The following is a 21,814-nucleotide window of genomic DNA, read 5'->3' on the forward strand; positions in this document are numbered from 1 at the left end:
CGGGCAGGCGGCAGACCCGGCCGGCCCATGGCGCCGACACGCCGATTGCAGCCCTTTCCTGTATATTCAACGACTAACGAAACCATCCTAAGGCAGCACATCACGGTGGCGTCCGCTCCCACAGCCAGTCGCAAGAAGGCCAAGCCACCCGAAGCGGTGAAAAACGCGCCGTCCCCGAAGCGCCAGCGCCTCATGCGCGACATCGCGCTGATCGTGATCGCGCCGCTGCTGCTGTACCTGCTGGCCAGCCTGGTCACCTTCTCGCCGACCGATCCGGGCTGGTCGCATTCGGGTTCGATCACCGCGCCGCTGCACAACCTCGGCGGCCGGGTCGGCGCCTGGATCGCCGACGTGCTGCTGTACCTGTGCGGCTATGTCGCGTTCCTGCTGCCGGTCATGCTCGGCGCGATCGCCTGGATCGCCCTGTTCGGCATGGACACCGACGGCGACGGCGAGGCCGATCTCGGACCGGCGCTGCGCTTGATCGGCATCGTCGGATTCCTGGTCTCCGCGACCGGCCTGCTGCAACTGCGCTTCGGCCCGGCCGAGGATTTTTCCGCCGGCAGCGGCGGCATCCTCGGCCAACTGGTCGGGCGTTCGCTGTACTCGGGTTTCGGCCCGGTCGGCGGCAATCTGTTCCTGCTCGCGTTGTTGCTGATCTCGGTGACCCTGGCCACCGGCATCTCGTGGTTCGCGGTGATGGACAAGCTGGGGCAGTGGACCCTGGCGCTCGGCCCGGTGCTGAGCAAGCTGTTCCGCCGCGGCAGCCAGCAGGCGACCGAATGGCGCCAGACCCAGGTCATGCGCGAGGAGCGCGAGGAAGCGCGCAAGGTCGACACCGAACTGCGCTCCAAGCGCGAGAAGGTCAAGATCGAACCGCCGCCGGCGCCGGTGGTGGAAAAGAGCGAACGCGCCAAGCGCGAGACCCAGATCCCGCTGTTCAACACCGGCGACGGCAGCGGCCTGCCGCCGCTGGCGCTGCTCGACGATCCCAAGCCGCAGCCCAAGGGCTACAGCGAAGAAACCCTGGAAACGCTGTCGCGGCAGATCGAATTCAAGCTCAAGGACTTCCGCATCGACGCGCAGGTGATGGGCGCCTATCCCGGCCCGGTCATCACCCGTTTCGAAGTGCAGCCGGCGCCGGGCGTCAAGGTCAGCCAGATCAGTTCGCTCGACAAGGACATCGCGCGCGGCCTGTCGGTCAAGTCGGTGCGCGTGGTCGACGTGATCCCGGGCAAGTCGGTGATCGGCCTGGAAACGCCGAACACCACCCGCGAGATGATCTTCCTGTCCGAGCTGCTGCGCTCGAAGGAATACGACAAATCCGGCAGCCCGTTGACGCTGGCGCTGGGCAAGGACATCGCCGGCCGTCCGACCGTCGCCGATCTGGCGCGCATGCCGCATCTGCTCGTCGCCGGCACCACCGGCTCGGGCAAGTCGGTCGCGGTCAACGCGATGGTGCTGAGCCTGCTGTACAAGGCGTCGGCGAAAGAATTGCGGATGCTGATGATCGATCCGAAGATGCTGGAGCTGTCGGTCTACGAGGGCATTCCGCATCTGCTCGCGCCGGTCGTCACCGACATGAAGGAAGCCGCCAACGGCCTGCGCTGGTGCGTGGCCGAGATGGAGCGGCGCTACAAGCTGATGTCGATGGTCGGCGTGCGCAATCTGGCCGGTTTCAACAAGAAGGTCCGCGACGCCGAGGAAGCGGGCCAGCCGATGATGGACCCGCTGTTCAAGCCCAATCCGGACCTGGACGAAGCGCCGCGTCAGCTCGAGACCTTGCCGTTCATCGTCATCTTCATCGACGAATTCGCCGACATGATGATGATCGTCGGCAAGAAGGTCGAAGAACTCATTGCCCGTTTGGCGCAGAAGGCGCGCGCGGCCGGCATTCACTTGATCCTGGCGACCCAGCGTCCGTCGGTCGACGTCATCACCGGCCTGATCAAGGCCAACATCCCGACCCGCATCGCGTTCCAGGTGTCGAGCAAGATCGACTCGCGCACGATCCTCGATCAGTCCGGCGCCGAGACCCTGCTGGGCCACGGCGACATGCTGTACCTGCCGCCGGGCACGGCGATGCCCGAGCGCGTGCACGGCGCCTTCGTGTCGGATGAAGAAGTGCATCGCGTGGTCGAACACCTCAAGGCGATCGGCGGCCGCCCGGATTACATCGAAGGCGTGCTCGACGAAGTGCAGACGATGGGCGACGGCACCGTGGTCGGCGCGACCGGCCTGCCGGAAACCGCGAGCAGTGGCGGCGACGAATCCGACCCGCTGTACGACGAAGCGGTACGCATCGTTACCGAGACCCGCCGCGCCTCGATCTCCGGCGTGCAGCGGCGCCTGAAGATCGGCTACAACCGCGCCGCGCGCCTGATCGAGGCGATGGAAGCGGCCGGCATCGTGACCCCGCCCGAGCACAACGGCGACCGCAGCGTGCTGGCGCCGCCGCCGCCGAAGTAACAGCAGCGGTGTACGCAAGTGCGCCTTCCGCAGGAGGCGCCCTGCAAGCGTTGAAGGTTGGAGCTTGAGATACGTCGGTTATGGATCGTCGGCCGGCAATCGCCCCTCAGCCCGCCAGACCGCCCGCTGACCGGCCCCATCCCACGTCGATACCGCGTTCAGGATTGCCTGCGCACACTGCCGCCATCGTTTTAGAGGAGCTTCCCGTGAACCGTCTCGTCCGCCACGCCGCCATCGCGCTCTCGCTGTCCACGGCCTTGTTCGCCGGTGCCGCCACGGCCGGCGCGCGCGAGGACCTGGGCAGCTTCACCCGCGGCCTCAAGGGGCTCGACGGCCAGTTCGCCCAGCAGGTGTTCGACACCAACGGCAAGCTCAAGGAATCCTCGAGCGGCCAGGTCGCGTTGTCGGCGCCGCGCTTGTTCCGTTGGGAATACACCAAGCCGTACCCGCAGCTGATCGTCGCCGACGGCAAGAAGGTCTGGGTCTACGAGCCCGACCTGCAGCAGGTCAGCGTGCGCCCGCAGGGCGTCGAGGAACAGAACAGCCCGCTCGCCGCATTGATCGACCCGAGCAAGCTCGACGCGATGTTCGTGGTCAAGGACAACGGCAGCCGCGGCGGCTTGAACTGGCTGGCGCTGGAGCCCAAGACCCCCGGCGATGCCAGCTTCCGCAACGCCAAGCTCGGCTTCAACGACAGCGGCCTGGCCAAGATGGAAATCGTTGACGCGCTGGGCCAGAAGACCGAGATCAGCTTCAGCGGCTGGAAGCGCAATCCCAGCTTTCCGGCGACCACCTTCAAGTACGCGCCGGCCAAGGGCGTGGATGTGATCGGCGAGGGCTGAGGCGCGGCGCATCGCGTAGCGAACGAAAAACGCGGGCTTCGGCCCGCGTTTTTTATTGCCTGGCGTCCGCGATGGATGCCGCGTGGACGAAACGAGCGTGCACACCTGCCTCAGGGCGCCAGCGATTTCTCGTAGCGGATCGTGGTCAGGCCGCTGTTCCATTCCTCATCGGGATAGCGCGCCACCTCGCGGTAACCCAGCGCGAGATACAGCCCTTGGCTGCCCTCGTTGAAGGTGTCGGTCTCCAACGCCGCCAGCGCGATACCGTCGGCGCGCATCGCCGCTTCGACCGCGTCCATCAGCAGCCGACCGACCCCGCGCCGGCGCGCCCGCGGCAACACGTGCAGTGCATCGATGAAGCCGCCGTCGCGATGAGCGAAACCCGCCACCCAGCCGTCGATCTGGGCGACGAAGAACGCAGGCCCGTGTTCGGCGACGAAGCGCTCGGCCACGCGGTCGTTGCGGTAGGCGGCAATGGCCGCATCGGTCAGCTGCGGTCGCCAGGTGTCTTCGAAGGTGTGCTCGAGGATGGCGAGAAGCTGGGGCTGATCCAGCGGTGTCGCCGGGCGGACGAAAGGGATGGCCATGGAAGCAGGTTGATTGATGAAGAAGCGCTGTTCGATCAGAGAGCGATGGGTCGTGGCAGTGGCTTTGCGCGCGTGGCTTGGTCGCGAGTAGCGTCGGCCTCACCGTAATGCGCAATTGCAGTGAAGTTTACGCTTCAAGTTTCCGCTCCCGGACACCGAAAGGGTGGGGCGGTAAAAAAATCACAACATTTGCCCATTAATCGATAGGCGAAAGTCGGGATTAACCCTATGCGGACCATCAAGCGGATGGCCCAAGCAGCGCATACGGGGAGCGGCAGATGTCGGCAGTGATTTCGGGTAACGGCCTGGGCCTGTTCAACGGCTCGGCGAGTCAGATCGGCACGGGGCTGGGCGGTGGCGCGCGGTTGGGCCAGGGTCGCGACAACCAGTACGTCAATATCGCCACCGGCAATCTGCTGCTGCAAAGCCAGGACGAGCAGTTGCTGTTCCGCGGCATGAGCATCGCCGCGCAGCGCACCTACAACAGCCGCGGCCTGCTTGCGGACGTCGGCGCCGATGCCTGGATCACTGGCTTCGAGCGTCGGGTCGAACTGCTGTCGGGCACGCTCAACGCCGCCGGCAGCGTGATGCGCCGCTACACCGGCGATGGCTCGCACCAGGACTTCGCGTTCGTCAGCGCCGACCTGTATCGCTCGACCACCGGCGACGGCGCGCACGACACGCTCAGCCGCGACGCCGCCACCAGCACCTGGACCTGGGTCGAAGGCAGTACCCGACGCGAGGAGCAGTACGCCAACCACGCCGACGCCACGCTCAAGGGCCGGCTGACGCGGATTCGTGACCTCAAATCCGATGGCGTGTCCAAGGCCACGTGGAACGTCGTGTACGACGCCAGCAACCGCGTCAGCGAAGTGCAGGCGGTCGAAGGCGGGCCGCAGGAGGCGCTGATCTTCGGTTACGACGCCAATGGTCGGCTGATTACGTTGTCGACCCGTATCAATGGCGTGGTCAACGAGCAGGTGACCTACGGCTACGACGGTTCGGGCCGGTTGAGCTCGGTGCTGGTCGACCTGACCCCGGCCGATGCCGCGGGCGATCGCGATGTCTGGGACACCAGCAACTTCGCCAACAACGACGGCTACCGTCTCCACACGGTCTATACCTATGTCGACGCCACCAGCCTGCAGCTGAGCCAGATGCGGCAGAGCGACGGCACCCTGGTCAGCTACACCTACGACGCGCAAGGCCGGGTGCGCACGCTGACCCGCGGCGACACCAACACCGACGACAGCGACGGCGCCGGTCAGACCCTGACCTTCACCTACGACACGGCCAATCGCAGCACCGAAGTCGCCGACTCGACCGGGCGCTCGTGGGGCTATGTCTACGACGCCGCGGGGCAGTTGATCGAAGTGCGCTCGCCGGCGGTGTCGGGCGTGCGCGACCTGACCCAGTACAGCTACGACGCCGGCGGCAACGTCACCCGGGTCAAGGCCGTGCGCGGCAGCGTCACCTTGAGCGAAACCGTGTATCAGTACGACGCCAACGGCAATGTGCTGTGGCAGTGGGACACGGTCAATCCGGCCTCCGGCGCCGCGGCGACCGCGGTGCAGCGCACGTACACCGCGACCAATCAACTGGCCAGCGAAACCGTCTACACCGTTTTGGATGCGGACCGCGAACTGACGGTGCAGGCGCCGAGCGGCGGCCTGACCACTTCATACGTCTACGACGCCCATGACCGCGTGCGCTTCGTGATCGATCCTAGCGGCGCGGTGCGTGAGTTCGAGTACGAAACCGTCGGCGCCGGCGCGGGCCAGGTTTCGAAATCGCGCCAGTACCTGGGCGCGGCGTACAGCGGCGCGATGACCCTGGCCGGCTTGACCGCCTGGGCGACCACCGCGCAACGCGCGCAGAGCACGCTGGTCGAATCGACCTACAACCACAAGGGCCGCCTGTCGGGAACGAAAACCTACGACGCGGTCGATGCCTCCGGCAACGGCGTGGAGAACGATGCCACCGAGATCGTGCAGTACCTGTACGACGCGCACGGCCTGCTGACACAGCGCCGGCTGATGCGCAGTTCGACCACGGCCGTCAACGACGGCCGCGACGTCAGCCACACCACGACCTACCTCTACGACGGCCTGGGCCGTGTGCTGTCGGAAGTGGTGACCGAGAAGGTCGGCGCCGGCAGCGATCAACTGCGGCGCATCGTCAGCCAATGGACCTACCAGGACTCCGGCGCAAGCGTGCGCATGCTGATCGAAGGCGGCACGGTCAACGACGGCGTGACCAGCAACGACCTGCTGCGGGTCGAGGTGCGCGACAGGGCCGGGCAGCTGATCAGCGTCACCGATTCGGCATTCAGCGGCGGCGCAACGCGGACGGTGTCGAAGAATTACTACGACGGCGCCGGGCGCTTGCGCGCCAGCGAAGACGCGGGCGGCGCGCGCAACTATTTCTTCTACGACGAAGAAGGTCAGCTGGCCGCGCAGGTCGACGAAACCGGCGCGGTGGTCGAATTCGTGCGCGATGACCTGGGCCGGGTGATCCAGACCAAGTCCTACGCGACGCGCGTCGATGCGAGCGCATGGTTGGTCGGCGGCAAGGTCGTGCCCGCGACGATCGCCGCGATCCGACCGGCCACGACCGCCGACGACCGAGTGAGCACTAGCACCTACGACGCGCTGGGTCGACTGCTCACCCAGCAGGCCGGCAGCGACGGCGCGATCACCACTTACAGCCACGACGGCGCAGGCCGCTTGGTGCAGACGACCGCGCAGGACGGCTCCGGCAACAGCCGCACGATCCGCTATTTCTACGACGCCAACGGCCGCCAGACCGGCCTGCTCGACGCCGAAGGCTATTTGACCGAGCACAGTTACGACCTCGCCGGCCGCCGCATCGCCAGCAAGGCCTACGCGACGGTAACCGCGAGCGCGCAGCGCGCCGCCGGGACCCTGGCGCAACTGCGCCCGGCCAACGCCTCCGCCGACCAGCTCACCCGTTGGTTTTACGACGGCCGCGGCAACGTCGTCGGCGAATTGAACGCCGAAGGCTATCTGACCGAATACGTATTCGACGAAGCGCGCAACGAGCGCGCGGTGCTGGCCTACGCCAAGCAGCTGAGCGGCCTGAGCGGAAGCGAAACCCTGGCGACCCTGCACGCATCGGCGATCACCGGCGCGCTGCGCGAAACCCGCCGCAGTTACGACGTGGCCGGACGCTTGAGCACCGAGCGCAACGCCGAAGGCACGGTGACCCGCTACACCTACGACGCGCAGGGCCGCCTGCTGCGCACCGAGACCGCCGCCGACACCAGCGAAGTGCGCGAAGGCCGCTTCCGCTACAACGTGTTCGGCGAACTGATCGGCGAGCTCGACGGCGAAGGTTCGACCCGGGTCACCGCCGGGATGAGCGAGGCGCAGCTCGATGCGGTGTATGCGCAGTACGGCGTACGCCACAGTTACAACAACCTCGGCCAGCGCATCGAGAGCATCGACGCGGCCGGCAACAAGACCTGGTATTTCTACGATCGCCGCTCACGTCTGACCCACACCATGCGCGGCGTCGCGAACGCGGCCGGCGTTCTGAACGCCGAGGGCGAACTGCGCAAGAACGTGTACGACGCGTTCGGCGGCACCATGGGGGTTTACGATTTTCAACAACGCCTGACCCTGGCCACGGCGGGCAGTCGGACCGCCGCGGAAACCGCGATCAACGGGCTGGATATGGCGACCGCGCTCTACAGCCTGCAGACCATCCGTTACACCAATCGCGGACAGGTCGCGCGGGTTATCGATACCGCCGGAGTGACGAATCGGTACACCTACAACGCGTTCGGAGATCGCATCAAGGAAGAGCTGGCGGTCGATACCGCGGCCGCATCGACCACCGAGTTCCAGTACGACAAGCGCGGCCTGTTGACCACCCGCATCGATGCCGTCGGCAAAACCGAACAACGCAGCGTCGGTTCGGCCTATGACGCATTTGGTCGAATCACCAGCGCCACCGATGGTCGTGGCATCGCCACCACGTACACCTATGACCGACTTGGTCGGCAGATCACACGCAGCGGTCGCTCGACCTACAACCATTTGGTGACCTGGTCCACAAGCTACGACGCCTATGGACGCAGCCTGACCACCGCGGACCCCAGCGGCGCGCTGACGACGTACAGCTACGACGACGCCAATCGCAGTCTCACCATTGTCACACCCGGTGGCAGCCGGATCGTCACCGTGCACAATCGTCATGGCCAGTCGGTGTCGGTTACCGAGAGCGTCACCGCCACCAAGACCATCACCCGCACCTGGATTTACGACCGCGACGGGCAACTGGTCGAATCGCGCGACGGCTTGAACAACATCGTTCGCAACGAATACGACACCCGCGGTCTGCTCAGCGCGACGATCGATGCCAGCGGCCGACGGGTCGAGTTGCGCTACGACGCTGTGGGACGCGTGCTCAAGCGCATCGAAGACCCCGCCGGCCTGGCCCTTACCACGACCTACACTTATGACGCGCAAGGTCGGCAACTCAGCGTCGTCGACGCCAGCGGCCGGGTCAGCCAGCAGCGCTACGATCGCAACGGGCGTCTGATTGAAGTGGCCAGCGATCCGTGGGGTCTGAACCTGCGCACGACCTACGGCTACGATGCGCAAGGCCGCCAGGTCAGCGTCACCGATCCTAGCGGGCAGGTCGTGCGGTACGACTACGACGCTCTGGGCCGCCGCGTCGCCGAACACGTCGATCCAGCCGGCCTGAACCTGACCACGAGCTACGTCTACGACAAGAACGACAACCTCATCCGTCGTACCGATGCGGTCGGCGGCGTCACCCGTTATGTCTACGACGAAGGCAACCAGTTGATCTACACCACCGACCCGGTGGGTGCGATCACGCGCCAATGGTTCGATGCCAATGGTCGCCTGGTATCGGTACGAACCTTCGTCGCGGTAACCAACGCCGCAACGCTGACCGACGGCATGACGGTCGGGCAGATGGACACAAAATTGGTCTGGCGTAACAACGATACCCACACGTTCAGCATCTACGAAAAAAATAATCAAGTACGTTTCGTGCTCGAAAATGTCGATAGCACCGCCTACAGCGTGACCGAGATGATCTACGACCAAACCAATCGTTTGGTCGGTACGCGCCGCTACGCTACACGGATCAGCACAACCAACGATATTCGGCAAGAACTCTACGCAGGACGCATGACGTCCGAGGCGTTGCTTGCGCTGGCCGCGATGCCCGCCCGCAACGATGCACTGGATCAAACCGAATACCGCATCCACGACGACGCAGGCCGGATCCGCCTGGTCATGAACGGCCTGGGCGCGGTGATCGCCTACGGCTACGACGCCGATGGTCGCGTGGTCGAGGAAAAGCGCTACGCCAACCCGGTCGCCGGCGCGAACCTGGCCACCGCCAAAGCCGCGATCCTGGCCAACACGGCCAACCTCGCCACGATCCTCTCCTATATTCCCGCGGGCCAGGATCCGGTGACTTATCGGATCTACGACGGCGCCGGCCGCGTCCGTTTCACCATCGATGCGATCGGGGCGGTGCAAGAACTTTTCCTCGATGGGGCTGGTCGCACCGTCGGCACCCGCGCTTACGCCCATGCCGTGAATATTCCAGCGCCGCTATTGGAAAAAATCCGCGGCGGCGACACGGGCGCGCAGTCTGATCTGATCGCTCAGATCGCGACGGTGCAGTTGGCCGACGAAGCGCGCGATATACAGGAGTACGCGATCTTCGATTCGGCTGGGCGGAAACGTTATGCAGTCGACGCGGCGGGGTATGTCACCAGATATAGCTATGATGCCGCCGGACGCGTGAACCTAGTCGAGTCCGGCATCGCGTTAGTCCCGCCGGGGGGAACCTATAACTACTCTTGGTTCGCCAGGAGTAGCGGGCTTACCGGGTTTGAGCCTGGGCTCAAGGCCCGCATCCTGGCCGGCACCGTGACCCTGGCCGAATTCGACACCGCCGGGCCGGCCGATTCCATTTGGGATGAGCAGACGCAGACCAGCATACCCACAAATTCATGGGTGAACGCGTGGTGGGGGCGAAGGCAGAGCAACGTCTATGATGCCGCCGGCCGGTTGCGTTACCAAACCTGGGGTGAGCAAGTAGTCGAGCGTCGCTACGACGGAAATGGCCGCGTTGTTGAAGAAATCGCGTATAGCGCCGCTTATTTCAATCCGGCCGACAGGACCGAGGCGGACTACGCCGAGGCGATACGTTCTGCCGGCGGCGAGGAGCCGGAAAATCAACGGCATACCCGGTATGTGTATGACGGGACCGGCCACCTGCGTTTCACCGTCAATCCACTGGGCTCGGTGACGGAACAGCGTTACGACGGCGTAGGACGGGTGGTGCAAGCGCGCAGCTACGGCGCTGCGATTGCCATGGACATTGCGATGTCCGAATCGGGGGTGGCGGCTGCGATCGCAAACCAGTTGGATGTCCGCATTACCTCCACCGCTTACGACGGTGCCGGTCATGCAGTCACTATCACCGATGCGCTGGGACATGCGGAGCGATTCACTTACGACGCATTAGGGCAGCTAAGAAGCTACGTCAACAGGAACGATTCGGCCTGGAGCTACACCTATGATCGCGCGGGCCGTCGTGTCGCCGAGACCGGTCCGCAAGTTCAGATCGCTACAACGGATGCGCAAGGCAACGTATCGGTTTCGACCCGATCGATCATTACCCGTACCGCTTACGACGCGCTAGGTAACGTCGTCTCACGGATCCAGGATGCCGATAGCGCCGAGGCGCGGATTACCCAATACGAGTACGACAGTCGCGGCCATCAGGTCCGCACGATCTTTCCCGATGCCGGTCAAATCGACCCGGCGACCGGAGAGATTAACGCTGCCGGCGTCATATCGACGATCGAAGTCACTTATGACGCGCTGGGTCGCGCGGTGATGCAGAAAGATGTGCGTGGCCATTACAGTTACAAAGCCTATGGGCGCAATGGACTGGTGTCATGGGAGATCGATCAGGAGGGGTATGTTACCGAATATGCCTACAACGGCCTGGGCGAGCAAACTCATTTGAGGCGGTATGCGGGGCGCTTGGGTCTGGCCGCTGGTCAGCCTGTGTCGTCCGAGCAGATCGGCGCGATGATCGGGGACATTTCGGTGTTTGGCATGGATCGGATGCTGGAGACAGTTTACGACTCCTCAGGCCGCATCACCGATACCTACGAGTACGTGGTGATCGGAAACGATGAAGATCGGTTGGCCGTACGGTATGGAGCGAACTCAAAACGATACAACTACTTTGGTGATCTGATCCGGGAGAGCAGGCATCTGCGTTCGCCCGCGGATTATCTGGCGAGTTCGGGAGAGGCTTATCGCAATGGCATCTACACAAACCACGGGGTAATCGATCACTTCTACGACGGCGCCGGGCGTCGGATACTGACCGTCGATCCGGAAAGCTACGCGACCCAGTGGGAGTACAACGCCAGGGGCGAGGTGGTCGCGCAGACCGAATATGCGAGAAGGGTAGAGTGGCCTACGCAAGATGGGCCGCCGGAGCTGAGCAGCGCGGATGCCGACAGTGGCTACGATCGGCGTACCGAGTACGGTTACGACGCGCTGGGCCGGCGGATCATGGAGACCAAACAGGTTCACTACCAAAATATTGATGGCACTGTTGGCGTGCGCGCGCTCGTGGTCGCAAACGGCTACGACAACGAAGGTCACGTGGTGTCGGTTAACGCCGACGGCCAGGTGACCGAGACCGCTTACGACGCGCTTGGACGCGTGATCTCCGTCAAGGAGCCCGTGCGGGCGGTGCTGAAGGCAGACGCTCTCGCGCAACTGGCCTCGGCCTCGGCCAATCTGGCCGACGCGAGCTTGTACGAGCAGGCCTCGCCCTACAGCACGATGGCCTACGACGCCTTCGGCAATGTCGTGCAGTTGCGGCGCTATGCCAATGGCCTTCGCAATGGCGAAGCGGAGGCGCAAGCCTCTTCGCGCGACGTTCTGCATACCACGCGCTACGACCGTCAAGGTCGGGGCGTGTGGGAGAAGGACGCGGCGGGCACGGTGTACACCAAGCAGTACGACGCCGCGGACAACGTGGTTCTCACCTGTTCGTGGCTGGATGGCAGCGACGGTCGGGCGGCCCGGATCGTGACCGAGGCGGCCTACGACCGCAACGGACGCCAGGTTACCAGCAAGGTCTCACGAGAGCTGTTCCACAATGGCGTATCGCTGCAGCAGACCATGGTCGATACCAGCGAACAGGTTCGTTACAACGCCTTCGGAGAAATCATCGCCAAGGACAATCGGCTTGATACGGCGCTGGCTACTTCCGAGTTTGCCGCGCAGTTCACCTACGACATGAAAGGCAATCTGATCTCCAGCAACGCCGATGGCGGCGTCGTGCATACGTACCAATATGATCGGGGCGGCAGGCGAATAAAGGATAGCTACGACAATTTTACCAGGGACTGGCGCGACGCGCCGGCGGTCTGGTCTGTCGACCGTTGGACATATTACGACCAGCTTGGCCGTGTGGAGTTCATGGACGATGATACTTTTCGAGGGGGTATTGTCCATGATCGTTGGAACAACGTTATTGAAACAATCGGAAACGACTCAATAACTCGCAGTCGCTACAACGAAGCCAATCAGCTTATCTGGCGCAGCGCACCCGAGGTCTCCGTCGTGCATGCCGATGGCACCGAAACGATTGAGCGACCGGAAGAGAGCTGGTACTACGATGCGCAAGGCCGCTTGATCGCCAGTCGCGATGCCAACGGTAACCTTCGTCAACAGGCCTACGACGCAGCCGGCCAGTTGATCGCCAGTACCGATGGCGTGGGAAATACCACACGTCATGCCTACGACGCGCTGGGCCGGCAACTGCTCAGCCAGGATGCGCTGGGCTATCTGACGTTCCGTGAGTTCGATGCGGCAGGCCGCATCGTCGGGCAGGGCGATTATCTGATCGATTCGAGCGGCACGGCCAGAAGCCGGCAGCTGCGCGAAAGCTATCGCCTCAACCAGCGCGGCGATCGCCTGACGGTTACCGACGTAACGGGACAGTCGGCCAGTTACGACTACGACAGTCGCGGCTTGCTCTTACGCAGCCGCACCGCGGCCGGCGTGACCGTCAGCTACGGCTACGATACCCAGGGCAAGAAAATCCGCGAAACCAACGCGCTGTCGGATTCGGCCCTGATTGGCGGCGACGCTGCGCGACGCAGCCGCGTTGATGAGGACGGCGAGATCGTATTCCTCGACGAGCAGACCTGGAAATACGACTACCTCGGACGGTTGATCGATCACAACGATCTCAGCGGCGCGGACTACGACTACGAATATCACGAGCAGACCGGCCAGCTGATCGCGTTGCACAGCCATTGGACGCCGCAGAACCGGCAGGTGAGCACGCCGATCGTCGACAGCGGGTCCGACGGCGTGCCGTGGCGCGAGTGGCGCGACAACGGCGAGCTGAGTGGCGGCGAGATGCCGTCGACGAATGCAGGCAATGGGTCGAGGTACTTCGAGTACGACGGGGAAGGGCGCCTTTCGGTGGTGCGTGAAGGCGACGACTGGTTCCGCTATACCTACAACCAGCGCGGCAATCGCACGAGCGAAGAGTCATATACCCGCGACGGCGCTGGTCGGCGCGTGCATATGATCACGCAGGTGAGTTACGACTCACACGATCGCATCGTCGGCGTCACCCAGGACGAGCTAGGTGAGTTGTCGAGCGGCGGGGCGCCACAGAACGCGGGATTCGAGGGCGGAGACAATGCTTGGCTCAAGGACGACGGCTGGGCGATCGAACAATCGTCGAGCGGCATCGAGGTCTATAGTGGCAATTGGGCTGCGCAATACACAGGAGGCGGCAGCGCCGGGCTGGTCAGCGCGCAACGCGTGCCGGTCCAACAGAACCAGTCCATCAGCGCCAGCGTCAAGATCCGATCGGGAGCAGGCATATCCGGTGGGCAGATAATGGTCTTGTGGTACGACGCCGATGGATTGCCTTTGCCTGGCGGCGCGGGGCACGGTTGGGTCGGCGGAAACGTGGTCGGAAGCAATTCTGGTAATGGCTGGCAGGCCTCGACGGTCCAAGCGAGGGCTCCGCAAGGAGCCGCATTCATGGCGATCGGTGTGGGTGTTTATGCGATGTCCGCCTCCGATCCGGTGACGGTCGACGAATTCACATGGAATTACGTCGACGTGACGAACCCGAATGCCGAGCCGCCAGGTCGCCGGCTGCTTGATGTGAGTTACAGCTACGATGCCGTCGGCAATCGTCGCAAGGTCGAAGCGCGCACGGATTACACCGATCCGGGCATCGAGCAGTCGGATCGTTCCGGGTTGTATAACGGCGGCTTTGAGCACGACGACGTTGGCTGGGAGCAGGAAAATGGTTGGAGCATCGTCGCCAACGCCCCAGGCACCGGTTACAAAGGCAGCAAGTTCAGCGCCCAGTTCAATCTGACCGGCGAAGGCGGGCGCATCACCTATAAGGCTCCTGTCCCGGTGCGTCCCGGCGAGCGCGTCACCCTCAGCGCAGCGGTGCAGCAGGGTGCATCGAGCTCGGGCGAAGCCGGGGCCGGCGTGTTTTTGTACTGGCTCGACGCCAACGGCAACCCGATCCCAGACAGCGTCGTGCGCGGCAACATGGTTACCGATGGTTCCGGTGGCGCCTGGCATCTGTCTTCGTTAAGCGCGGTGGCGCCGCCGAATGCGGCCTATATGAAGATTGGCGGCGTGGCGTATCGCAGCGGCGGCAACGATCCGTTGTGGATGGACGATTTCGCTTGGTCGTTTTCGGTGCCCAACGGCGATTTCGTCGATGGTGACACCGGCTGGAGCGTGAGAGAGGACGGCTGGCGTATCGTGCCCAACGGCCCTCCGAATCCCGACTTCAGCGCGGCCTTCTTCGGTCCGACCGCCGGCCGCATCTACAGTGATGAGCGCCCGGTGCTGCGGCCCGGCCAATGGATCAGCGCCAGCGCGATGGTCCAGCGCAACAGCAGCAACTCCGGCGGCGGCGTGTTCATCCACTTCCTCGATGCCAACGACAACGTCGTCAGCGTTGCGCGCGGAACGATGATCGAAAGCGGCTCGGGTTGGAAGGAATCGCGGCTCGGCCCGGTGCGCGTGCCGCCCGGCGCGGTGACGATGGTGATCGGCGGCGTGGCCTATACCAACGGCAGTTCGGCGATCGTGATGGATCAATTCACCTGGCAATATCCACGTGACGACGAGATGCCCGGCGCGCCGGGCCAGGGCGGCGTGCCTTACAACGATCCTGATGCGAGCAAAACCTACTGGTACGACTACGATGCCGAGAACCGGGTCACTGTCGCTCATGGCAAGTTGATCAACGGCCAGATCGTACTTGGCAATCCCGATGTGAGTTACGGTCTGGCCTACGACGGCGCCGGTCGCGCCGTGTATCGCCGTTTCCTGCAAGGCCAGCAGGTGATGCAGGAGCTGACCCAGTACGACCAGCGCGGCCAGCGTCAATACGTGTTCATGGCCCAGCCGCTCGGCGGCAACACGCCGGTGGCGCTGAAAGAACAGTATGTCTACGACGATCTGGGGCGCGTCAGCGAGCGGCGCGAATACTTCGACGCGGACGATCAGCGTCGCGATATTCCGATACCCGGTTGGATCAAACACGCCGAGACCTACGAATACGACGCCGATGGCCGCTTGTTGCGTCAGAACAGTTATGGCCGGCCGCTGCAGTGGACACCGGATCTCAACAGCCCGGCCGAATCGCGGATCGATCGCTCCGCGCTCAGCCTGATCTCGCAAGTCGACTACACCCGTTACGGCTACGACGCCGCCGGCCGTTCGCGCGGCTACGCTTTCGTCAGTCACGCGCTGGAAGACCTCACAGGCGCCCTGCCCAATGACCCGGTCGGTTATACGCAGTACTACACCTACGAGTACGAAGCGCGGGAAAGCTATCTGGAGGCGGCGGTCCACGGGACCAGCAGCAACGCGAACTTCCGCCCGACCACGACGTATAGCCAATACGACAGTTGGGGGCGGCGGATAGCGGTTCGCGAACACACGCCCAGGCAATCGAACACGCCGCAGGTCGACGACAAGCTGCGTTATTTCGCTTACGACCACGACGGCAATATCCTCAGGCGCAGCGAAGGCCACCTCGATGGCAGTGTGTTCGCGCAGAGCGCGCTCGAGTCCGGACGTACTCAGACTTACGCTTACATCAACGGTCAGCACATTGCTTCCGGCACGTTCAGTGGTCAGGTCGACCTGCTCGGTCGCTTGACCGCTTACCAGAGCAACGACGCCGGCGACATTCGAGTACAGGCGCAGGCCGGCGACACCCTGCGCAGCATCGCTCAGCGGGTCTATGGCAATGCCAGCCTGTGGTACGTGCTGGCCGCGGCCAATGCGCTGGAAGGCGCCGATACGGCGTTGACCGCCGGCATCACGATCAGCGTGCCCGACGTGAAGGTCACGGCGAACGATGCCAATACCTTCAAGCCGTTCAATCCTAACGAAGCGATCGGCAGCACCACGCCGAATCTGCCGTATATCGAGCCTCCGCCGAAAGCGCATTGCAATGCACTGGCGATGGTGATCCGCATCGTTGCGGTCGTGGTGTCAATGTACCTCGGGCCGGGCGTCTATGCCGCGGCGGTCGGGATGGTTGGAGAGGCCGGCGCGCAGACGGCGGAAATTCATGGTGGTCAGCGCGAGGGTTACAGCGCAGGCGCGATCGCCGTGGCGGGCCTGACGGCGTATGGCGGCGGGTACTACTCGACCGGCGGGCGAATCACCGACGCGGTCATTCGGGCGGGCACCAATTATCTGGCCAGTTATGCCGTCAACAAGGCTTTTGGCGTAGAAGATCACTTCAGCTGGCGAGGAATTGCGGCCAGCGCGGTCGCAGCGGGGGTAACCGCGGGTGTCCTTGGCGATAGCCGTACCGGACAGGCGGTCGGTTTGTCAGCTCAGCACGCCATGACGCAAGGCGGAGAATCATTCAATTGGATTGAGGCAGCCAAGCAAGCCAGCATGGCATTCGGAAAGTCCGTTATCGCGCAAGGCATCAGCTACGGCGCGCATAAGGCGATCACCGGCGAGGCGAGCTGGAACTGGCGCGATGTGAGCGCCAACGCGTTTTCAGATAGCGCCATCGTAGCCGGCGTTTCGTTAGTGACCGCGCACCGCATGGCGGCGCACCAACGAGAGCCCGCCGCGCAAGGCGGTCCCGATCACATTTCGGCGGCGATGACCTATCAAGGCCTGGGACGCATGCGCGGCCCGCTGATGGACGAAGACTATCGCGGCGGTGCCGGCGTGCCCACGCACGATTTCGACACGCTGCACGTCTACGCCGACGACGAAAGAGCCACATGGCGCGACTTCGCGAACGCCGAGTATTACGACAACTGGCGCTACTACGCCGCCGCCAACGCGCGGCCGTCCTTCCCGCGCACCGCAAGCGCGGCGCGGCAGGCCACGTTCCATCGGCAGGAGCGAGATTGGTACAACGGCGCGATAGGGGCTTCGAGCGTCATGGGGCCTGCGACCGTGACGAGAGAATCGCCATCGAACATGGCCGATGAGCCCGTCACTGGTATCGCGATGGGGCCGGATTGGGTGGCTGGCCAGAGGCTACTTAATGGATGGTCGATACCTGGCTTCTTGAAGCTTGATTTCATGGGCGCGCTCAACAGCGAACAAGCTCCGGAAGCTCCTGCGTCGATTGAAGAAGCCATGCGATCCCTGACGCCAGGAGGCGTAGGTAAAGCGCCAGGCGCGTATCCAATATTCGACAAGGAGTTACTGCAACTGACGCCGCGGGAAATGCAGGATCGAGCTTATGCCCTAAGTTACGCCAAAGGCTCAGTCAGCAAGGCTGATCTCGACCAGGGAATCTTTGACGTGCGCATGTACCGCTACCACATGCGCGCTCAGTTGGATCATATGGAGCAAATCCAGCTCCGCGATGCAGCCTTGGACTTGTACAGGCGAGGTGTAACGGGTCGACCGGGTCATCCGGAAGAGGTGTATTACAAGCCTGAATTGACGAGCGAGTTGTTGTCTGCGGGCTTTGGTGCAATGGGCAGCAGTGATCCACGGATAGGGCGTGGCGTTGGCACCGGGCCTAACGGGATGACGAGGAACTCCGGCACCGGGCCTAACGGGATGACGAGGAACTCCGTTCATGCTGCAGTGGACCCGATAAGATCTATAAAGGTTGAGCCGTCGATGTTTGCTAGGGACGTTGAGGCGGGTATCGTAATCAACGGCTCATACATGCGTAATCCGCTCACTTTCAACGTAAAAGACCGTGTCGGCTCTAATGGGCAAATTTTAGAGATTGGTAGCAAAAAGGGGGTTCATGGAGAGAGGATGTTTGTGATAGACAAGGATGGGCAAATATTTATTGGGAAAAGAGATCCTTCTGGAAATGTTCGAATGCCCCATCCGACTTTAATTGGAGGTAGAAATCCGGAGGTTATATCGGCTGGGATGATTATGTTCAGTAAGGGCCGAATTTTGTTCATGGATAATGCGTCAGGCCACTACAAGCCACGAGCCCATGCCTTAGGAGATGCTGAAAGAATTTTTAGAAAGTCTCTGCCAGGCAGTTCGTTTAGTTCACAATACCGAAGACCCATTCCGGTGGATGGAAGTTTATGAATAAGAATTTTGTTGGCAAATGTGGTCGATACATCTGGGCGGAACATTGTGGGCTGAATGACTGGATATTTTCTGAGGACTATGAGTCGTTTGTTGCTCAGCACAATGTTGGCGTTATTTATCATTGTGTAAATTCCGGGGATTATTTTTTGGAAATAATGTCCAGTAGGGAGCGGGGATATCGAGTCAATCCGGATGGATTTGAGTTGGTTCCATATACGCCTTTTTATAAGGGGGACGTGGTGTGCGTATTAAATGGTTCGCGCGCCGGGCAGTTAGCCTTAATTGGGAGTATTGGATGGCACATGGAAAAAAAGGAAATAATCTACTCGCTAATTGTCGATGGAAAGAAAAGTTCTCGCTGGTATTTTGGGAGTGATATTGCGTTGCCCTGAATTAAATTTTTTTATCAATTGCTCAGTGGTATAGTAGCCCCGCAGGTCGACGACAAGCTGCGTTATTTCGCTTACGACCACGACGGCAATATCCTCAGGCGCAGCGAGGGCCACCTTGACGGCAGCGTGTTCGCGCAGAGCGCGCCCGAGTCCGGACGCACTCAGACGTACGCTTACATCAACGGCCAGCACATTGCTTCCGGCACGTTCAGCGGCCAGGTCGACCTGCTTGGTCGCTTGACCGCTTACCAGAGCAACGGCGCCGGCGACATTCGAGTACAGGCTCAGGCCGGCGACACCCTGCGCAGCATCGCCCAGCGGGTCTATGGCAATGCCAGCCTGTGGTACGTGCTGGCCGCGGCGAATGCGCTGGAAGGCGCCGATAGGGCGTTGACCGCCGGCATCACGATCAGCGTGCCCGACGTGAAGGTGACGGCGAACGACGCGAATACCTTCAAGCCGTTCAATCCTAACGAGGCGATCGGCAGCACTACGCCGAATCTGCCGTACATCGAGCCGCCGCCGAAGAATCATTGCAATGCGGTGGCAGCCGTTCTTGCCGTCGTGATCGTCGCGGTGGCTTACGTGTTCGCGCCCTATATCGGCCAGGTTGTCCAAAGTGTGCTGGGCACCGGTGCCCTGGCCACGGGCGTGACCGCAGGTGCGGCCACCGTTGCAGCCAGTACCGTGGTTCGAGGCGCCGCCAGCGCCATCGGCGTAGCGAGCTTCAGCTGGCGAGATGTGGCGGTCGACGGCATCACCGCGGGCGTGACCGCGGGCGCGGGTGCCTACTTGGCCAGGACCGCCACGTTCGGCAAGGTCGCGGCCGACGGATCGCGCGCGCTAAGCACCGCAGGCCGCGTGGCCCAAGGGGTGGCCAGCTACGGCGGCTCCGTCGTCGCCAACGCGACGGTCGGCAGGGATACCTATTTCAGCTGGAAGGGTTTAGCCGCGACGGCGGCGGGCGCCTATCTGGGCGCCAAGCTTAATCCTTCGGGTTCCCTGCCGATCACCGATGGTTCCAGCGGCTTTGAACGCTTCGCGAACGACTTTGCAGGCAGCGCTCTTGACGGCGCGATCAACGCGACCGCACGTCGTTTGATGGGATTGGGTAAGCAGAACTGGGGGCAGATTGCGGTTGATGCGTTTGGTAATACATTAGCCAACGTGATGCGTGGCCAAATCGATGATTGGAGAGCTGATCGGCGCGTTGGGCCGGTGGAGCGGACACGCATCGACATGCCAAACACAAACATTGCAGTCAATGACATTGCAACTGAAATTGGCCCATTGTCATTGCGCTTGAATGCAGGTGCTTCCGATGCAGCCCAACCTAGTGGCGTTCGAGCATCCGAGCAGATGACGACCTCGGAGGTGGCCGGTGTCAGTACCGCGGAGCAGCTGCAGTACGTCGCCGCGATGAACGACTACCTTCGTAGCCGGAACATGACTCCATTGCCCGTTGGAACCACCTATGTGGAAGCAAAAAATCGTTACGACGAGCTGACCGGCGGTGCGGTGCCCCACACTCTTGCTGATCGAGTCACAGTGACGGCCAAAGGGGCTTATGACCCAGCGACGGATGCGAACTGGCCAAGTCTGTACCGCACGATGCAGGCGGGCGGTGGCGCTGGTGTGCTTCAACCGAAAATCCACAACGCCTATCTGCAACGAACCGGGCAAATGCCATTCTATCGTCCGACGCAAAGCCAAGCCTGGATGGGAACCGGCTCGCGCGCGGCATGGCATGCCGAAATGGCGCGGCAAAGCAACGAGTACCTGGGGGTTGTCGCGGCACCGATCGGACTCCTTGGCGGTGCGGCCAAGTCGGTCTATGACGTTGCTGCGTTTTCGCTCAAGGCGGGCAAGACCCTATTGGGAACCTCAGCGTATTTGCACACTCTGGGGGCCATTGGTGGCGAGGATTTCGCGGCGACATCAAATCTCCTCAAAGGCGCGGGCGACTTCGCATGGAACAGTGCGGGCAATTACGTGTACACGCTCTCCGGCGGAGCACTGGCGCAGCAGGAACATGCGGCATACATGGGGTATGTTGGTGCAGTAGCGGGAGCCGCCTACAATCTTTGGGACGGAACATATGGAGCATGGAGTCGTGGCGACTACTTGTCGGCAGGCGAGACTGTGGGCGGCGTTGTCGGCATTCCGTTGCCCTTGGCTAAAGTGGGGTACTTCGGTAAGTTCCGTGCTTTGGATAACGTAGTTGCAAACAGCGAAGTTCTTGGCGGTGCAGGTGGAAAGTGGCGAGTAATAGATGAAGTGGCAGATGGATCAGTGGTACAGCAGGCCACGCCTACATCGTGTGGACAGGCATGTGCGCAGATGCTGCTAACTGATCGCGGAGTAATCGTTGATCAAGTCAAGCTCGGTGGCGAACTGACATCGGCCCAGAGCCTTGCCGCAAAAATGAACAAGCTTGATAGCGGATGGGTAGGCGCGGGTGTCGACTCGTCCAGTTTCGGAGCATTAAATGAAACAGGCTCTTGGTCGGCCATGATGTGGGAACGAGGTAATGGTTACGGCCATTGGGTTGTCGTTGACGGTCTGAACGATAGCGGGAGAGTGCTGCTGCGTGACCCATTCAACGCAACCCGCTATTCAATGAATCCGCTCGACTTCGATAACGCATGGAGTGGTTACAGTGTCTTCAAGCCAAAGCCATAATCTCGTGCTCAGCTCAATTTCCTACGACGCTAACAGTCGCAACGTTGTCTATAGCGCTATTGTCGATGGCGAAGAGATTGCGTTGAGTGGTGGCGTCTCAGATGTCGCCGGCATTCGATCGGTGGTTATGTCGGACGAACTGGAATCTTTTCTGCGGCCATTTTGTGCAAATGATCCTGGCG

6 protein-coding genes are annotated in these 21,814 nt (G+C 62.4%); 5 read left to right on the forward strand and 1 reads right to left on the reverse strand.

Going from position 1 to position 21,814, the window contains the following annotated elements:
* Window positions 1–156 precede the first annotated feature (156 nt).
* Window positions 157–2,469, forward strand: a complete 2,313-nt coding sequence (locus tag AC3A4T_RS15975) for a DNA translocase FtsK (RefSeq protein WP_487676285.1) — start codon at window positions 157–159, stop codon at window positions 2,467–2,469.
* A 206-nt stretch (window positions 2,470–2,675) separates the two neighbouring features.
* Window positions 2,676–3,311, forward strand: a complete 636-nt coding sequence (gene lolA / locus AC3A4T_RS15980) for an outer membrane lipoprotein periplasmic chaperone LolA (protein WP_487676247.1) — start codon at window positions 2,676–2,678, stop codon at window positions 3,309–3,311.
* 110 nt (window positions 3,312–3,421) lie between these two features.
* Here lolA and AC3A4T_RS15985 read toward each other — a convergent pair whose 3' ends face one another.
* Window positions 3,422–3,898, reverse strand: a complete 477-nt coding sequence (locus AC3A4T_RS15985; protein ID WP_487676248.1) for an N-acetyltransferase family protein — start codon at window positions 3,896–3,898, stop codon at window positions 3,422–3,424.
* Window positions 3,899–4,176: 278 nt separating this feature from the next.
* On the opposite strand from AC3A4T_RS15985, the gene AC3A4T_RS15990 reads away from it, so the two are divergent.
* The 3 genes from AC3A4T_RS15990 to AC3A4T_RS16000 are packed head-to-tail and all read left to right on the forward strand — an operon-like array spanning window position 4,177 to window position 21,632.
* Window positions 4,177–18,555 carry a hypothetical protein gene (locus tag AC3A4T_RS15990; protein ID WP_487676249.1) on the forward strand — a complete coding sequence of 4,793 codons (14,379 nt, stop codon included), beginning with the start codon at window positions 4,177–4,179 and terminating at the stop codon, window positions 18,553–18,555.
* A complete protein-coding gene (locus AC3A4T_RS15995) occupies window positions 18,552–18,950 on the forward strand; it encodes a DUF6960 family protein (protein ID WP_487676250.1) in 399 nt (132 codons plus the stop codon). Before AC3A4T_RS15990 ends, AC3A4T_RS15995 begins: the two co-directional genes overlap by 4 nt.
* 18 nt (window positions 18,951–18,968) lie before the next feature.
* The gene (locus AC3A4T_RS16000) at window positions 18,969–21,632 is read left to right on the forward strand and encodes a cysteine peptidase family C39 domain-containing protein (RefSeq protein ID WP_487676251.1); all 2,664 of its coding nucleotides are present in this window, start codon (window positions 18,969–18,971) and stop codon (window positions 21,630–21,632) included.
* The last annotated feature ends 182 nt before the right edge of the window (window positions 21,633–21,814 follow it).

The organism is Lysobacter sp. Soil_N_51, assembly GCF_057655755.1.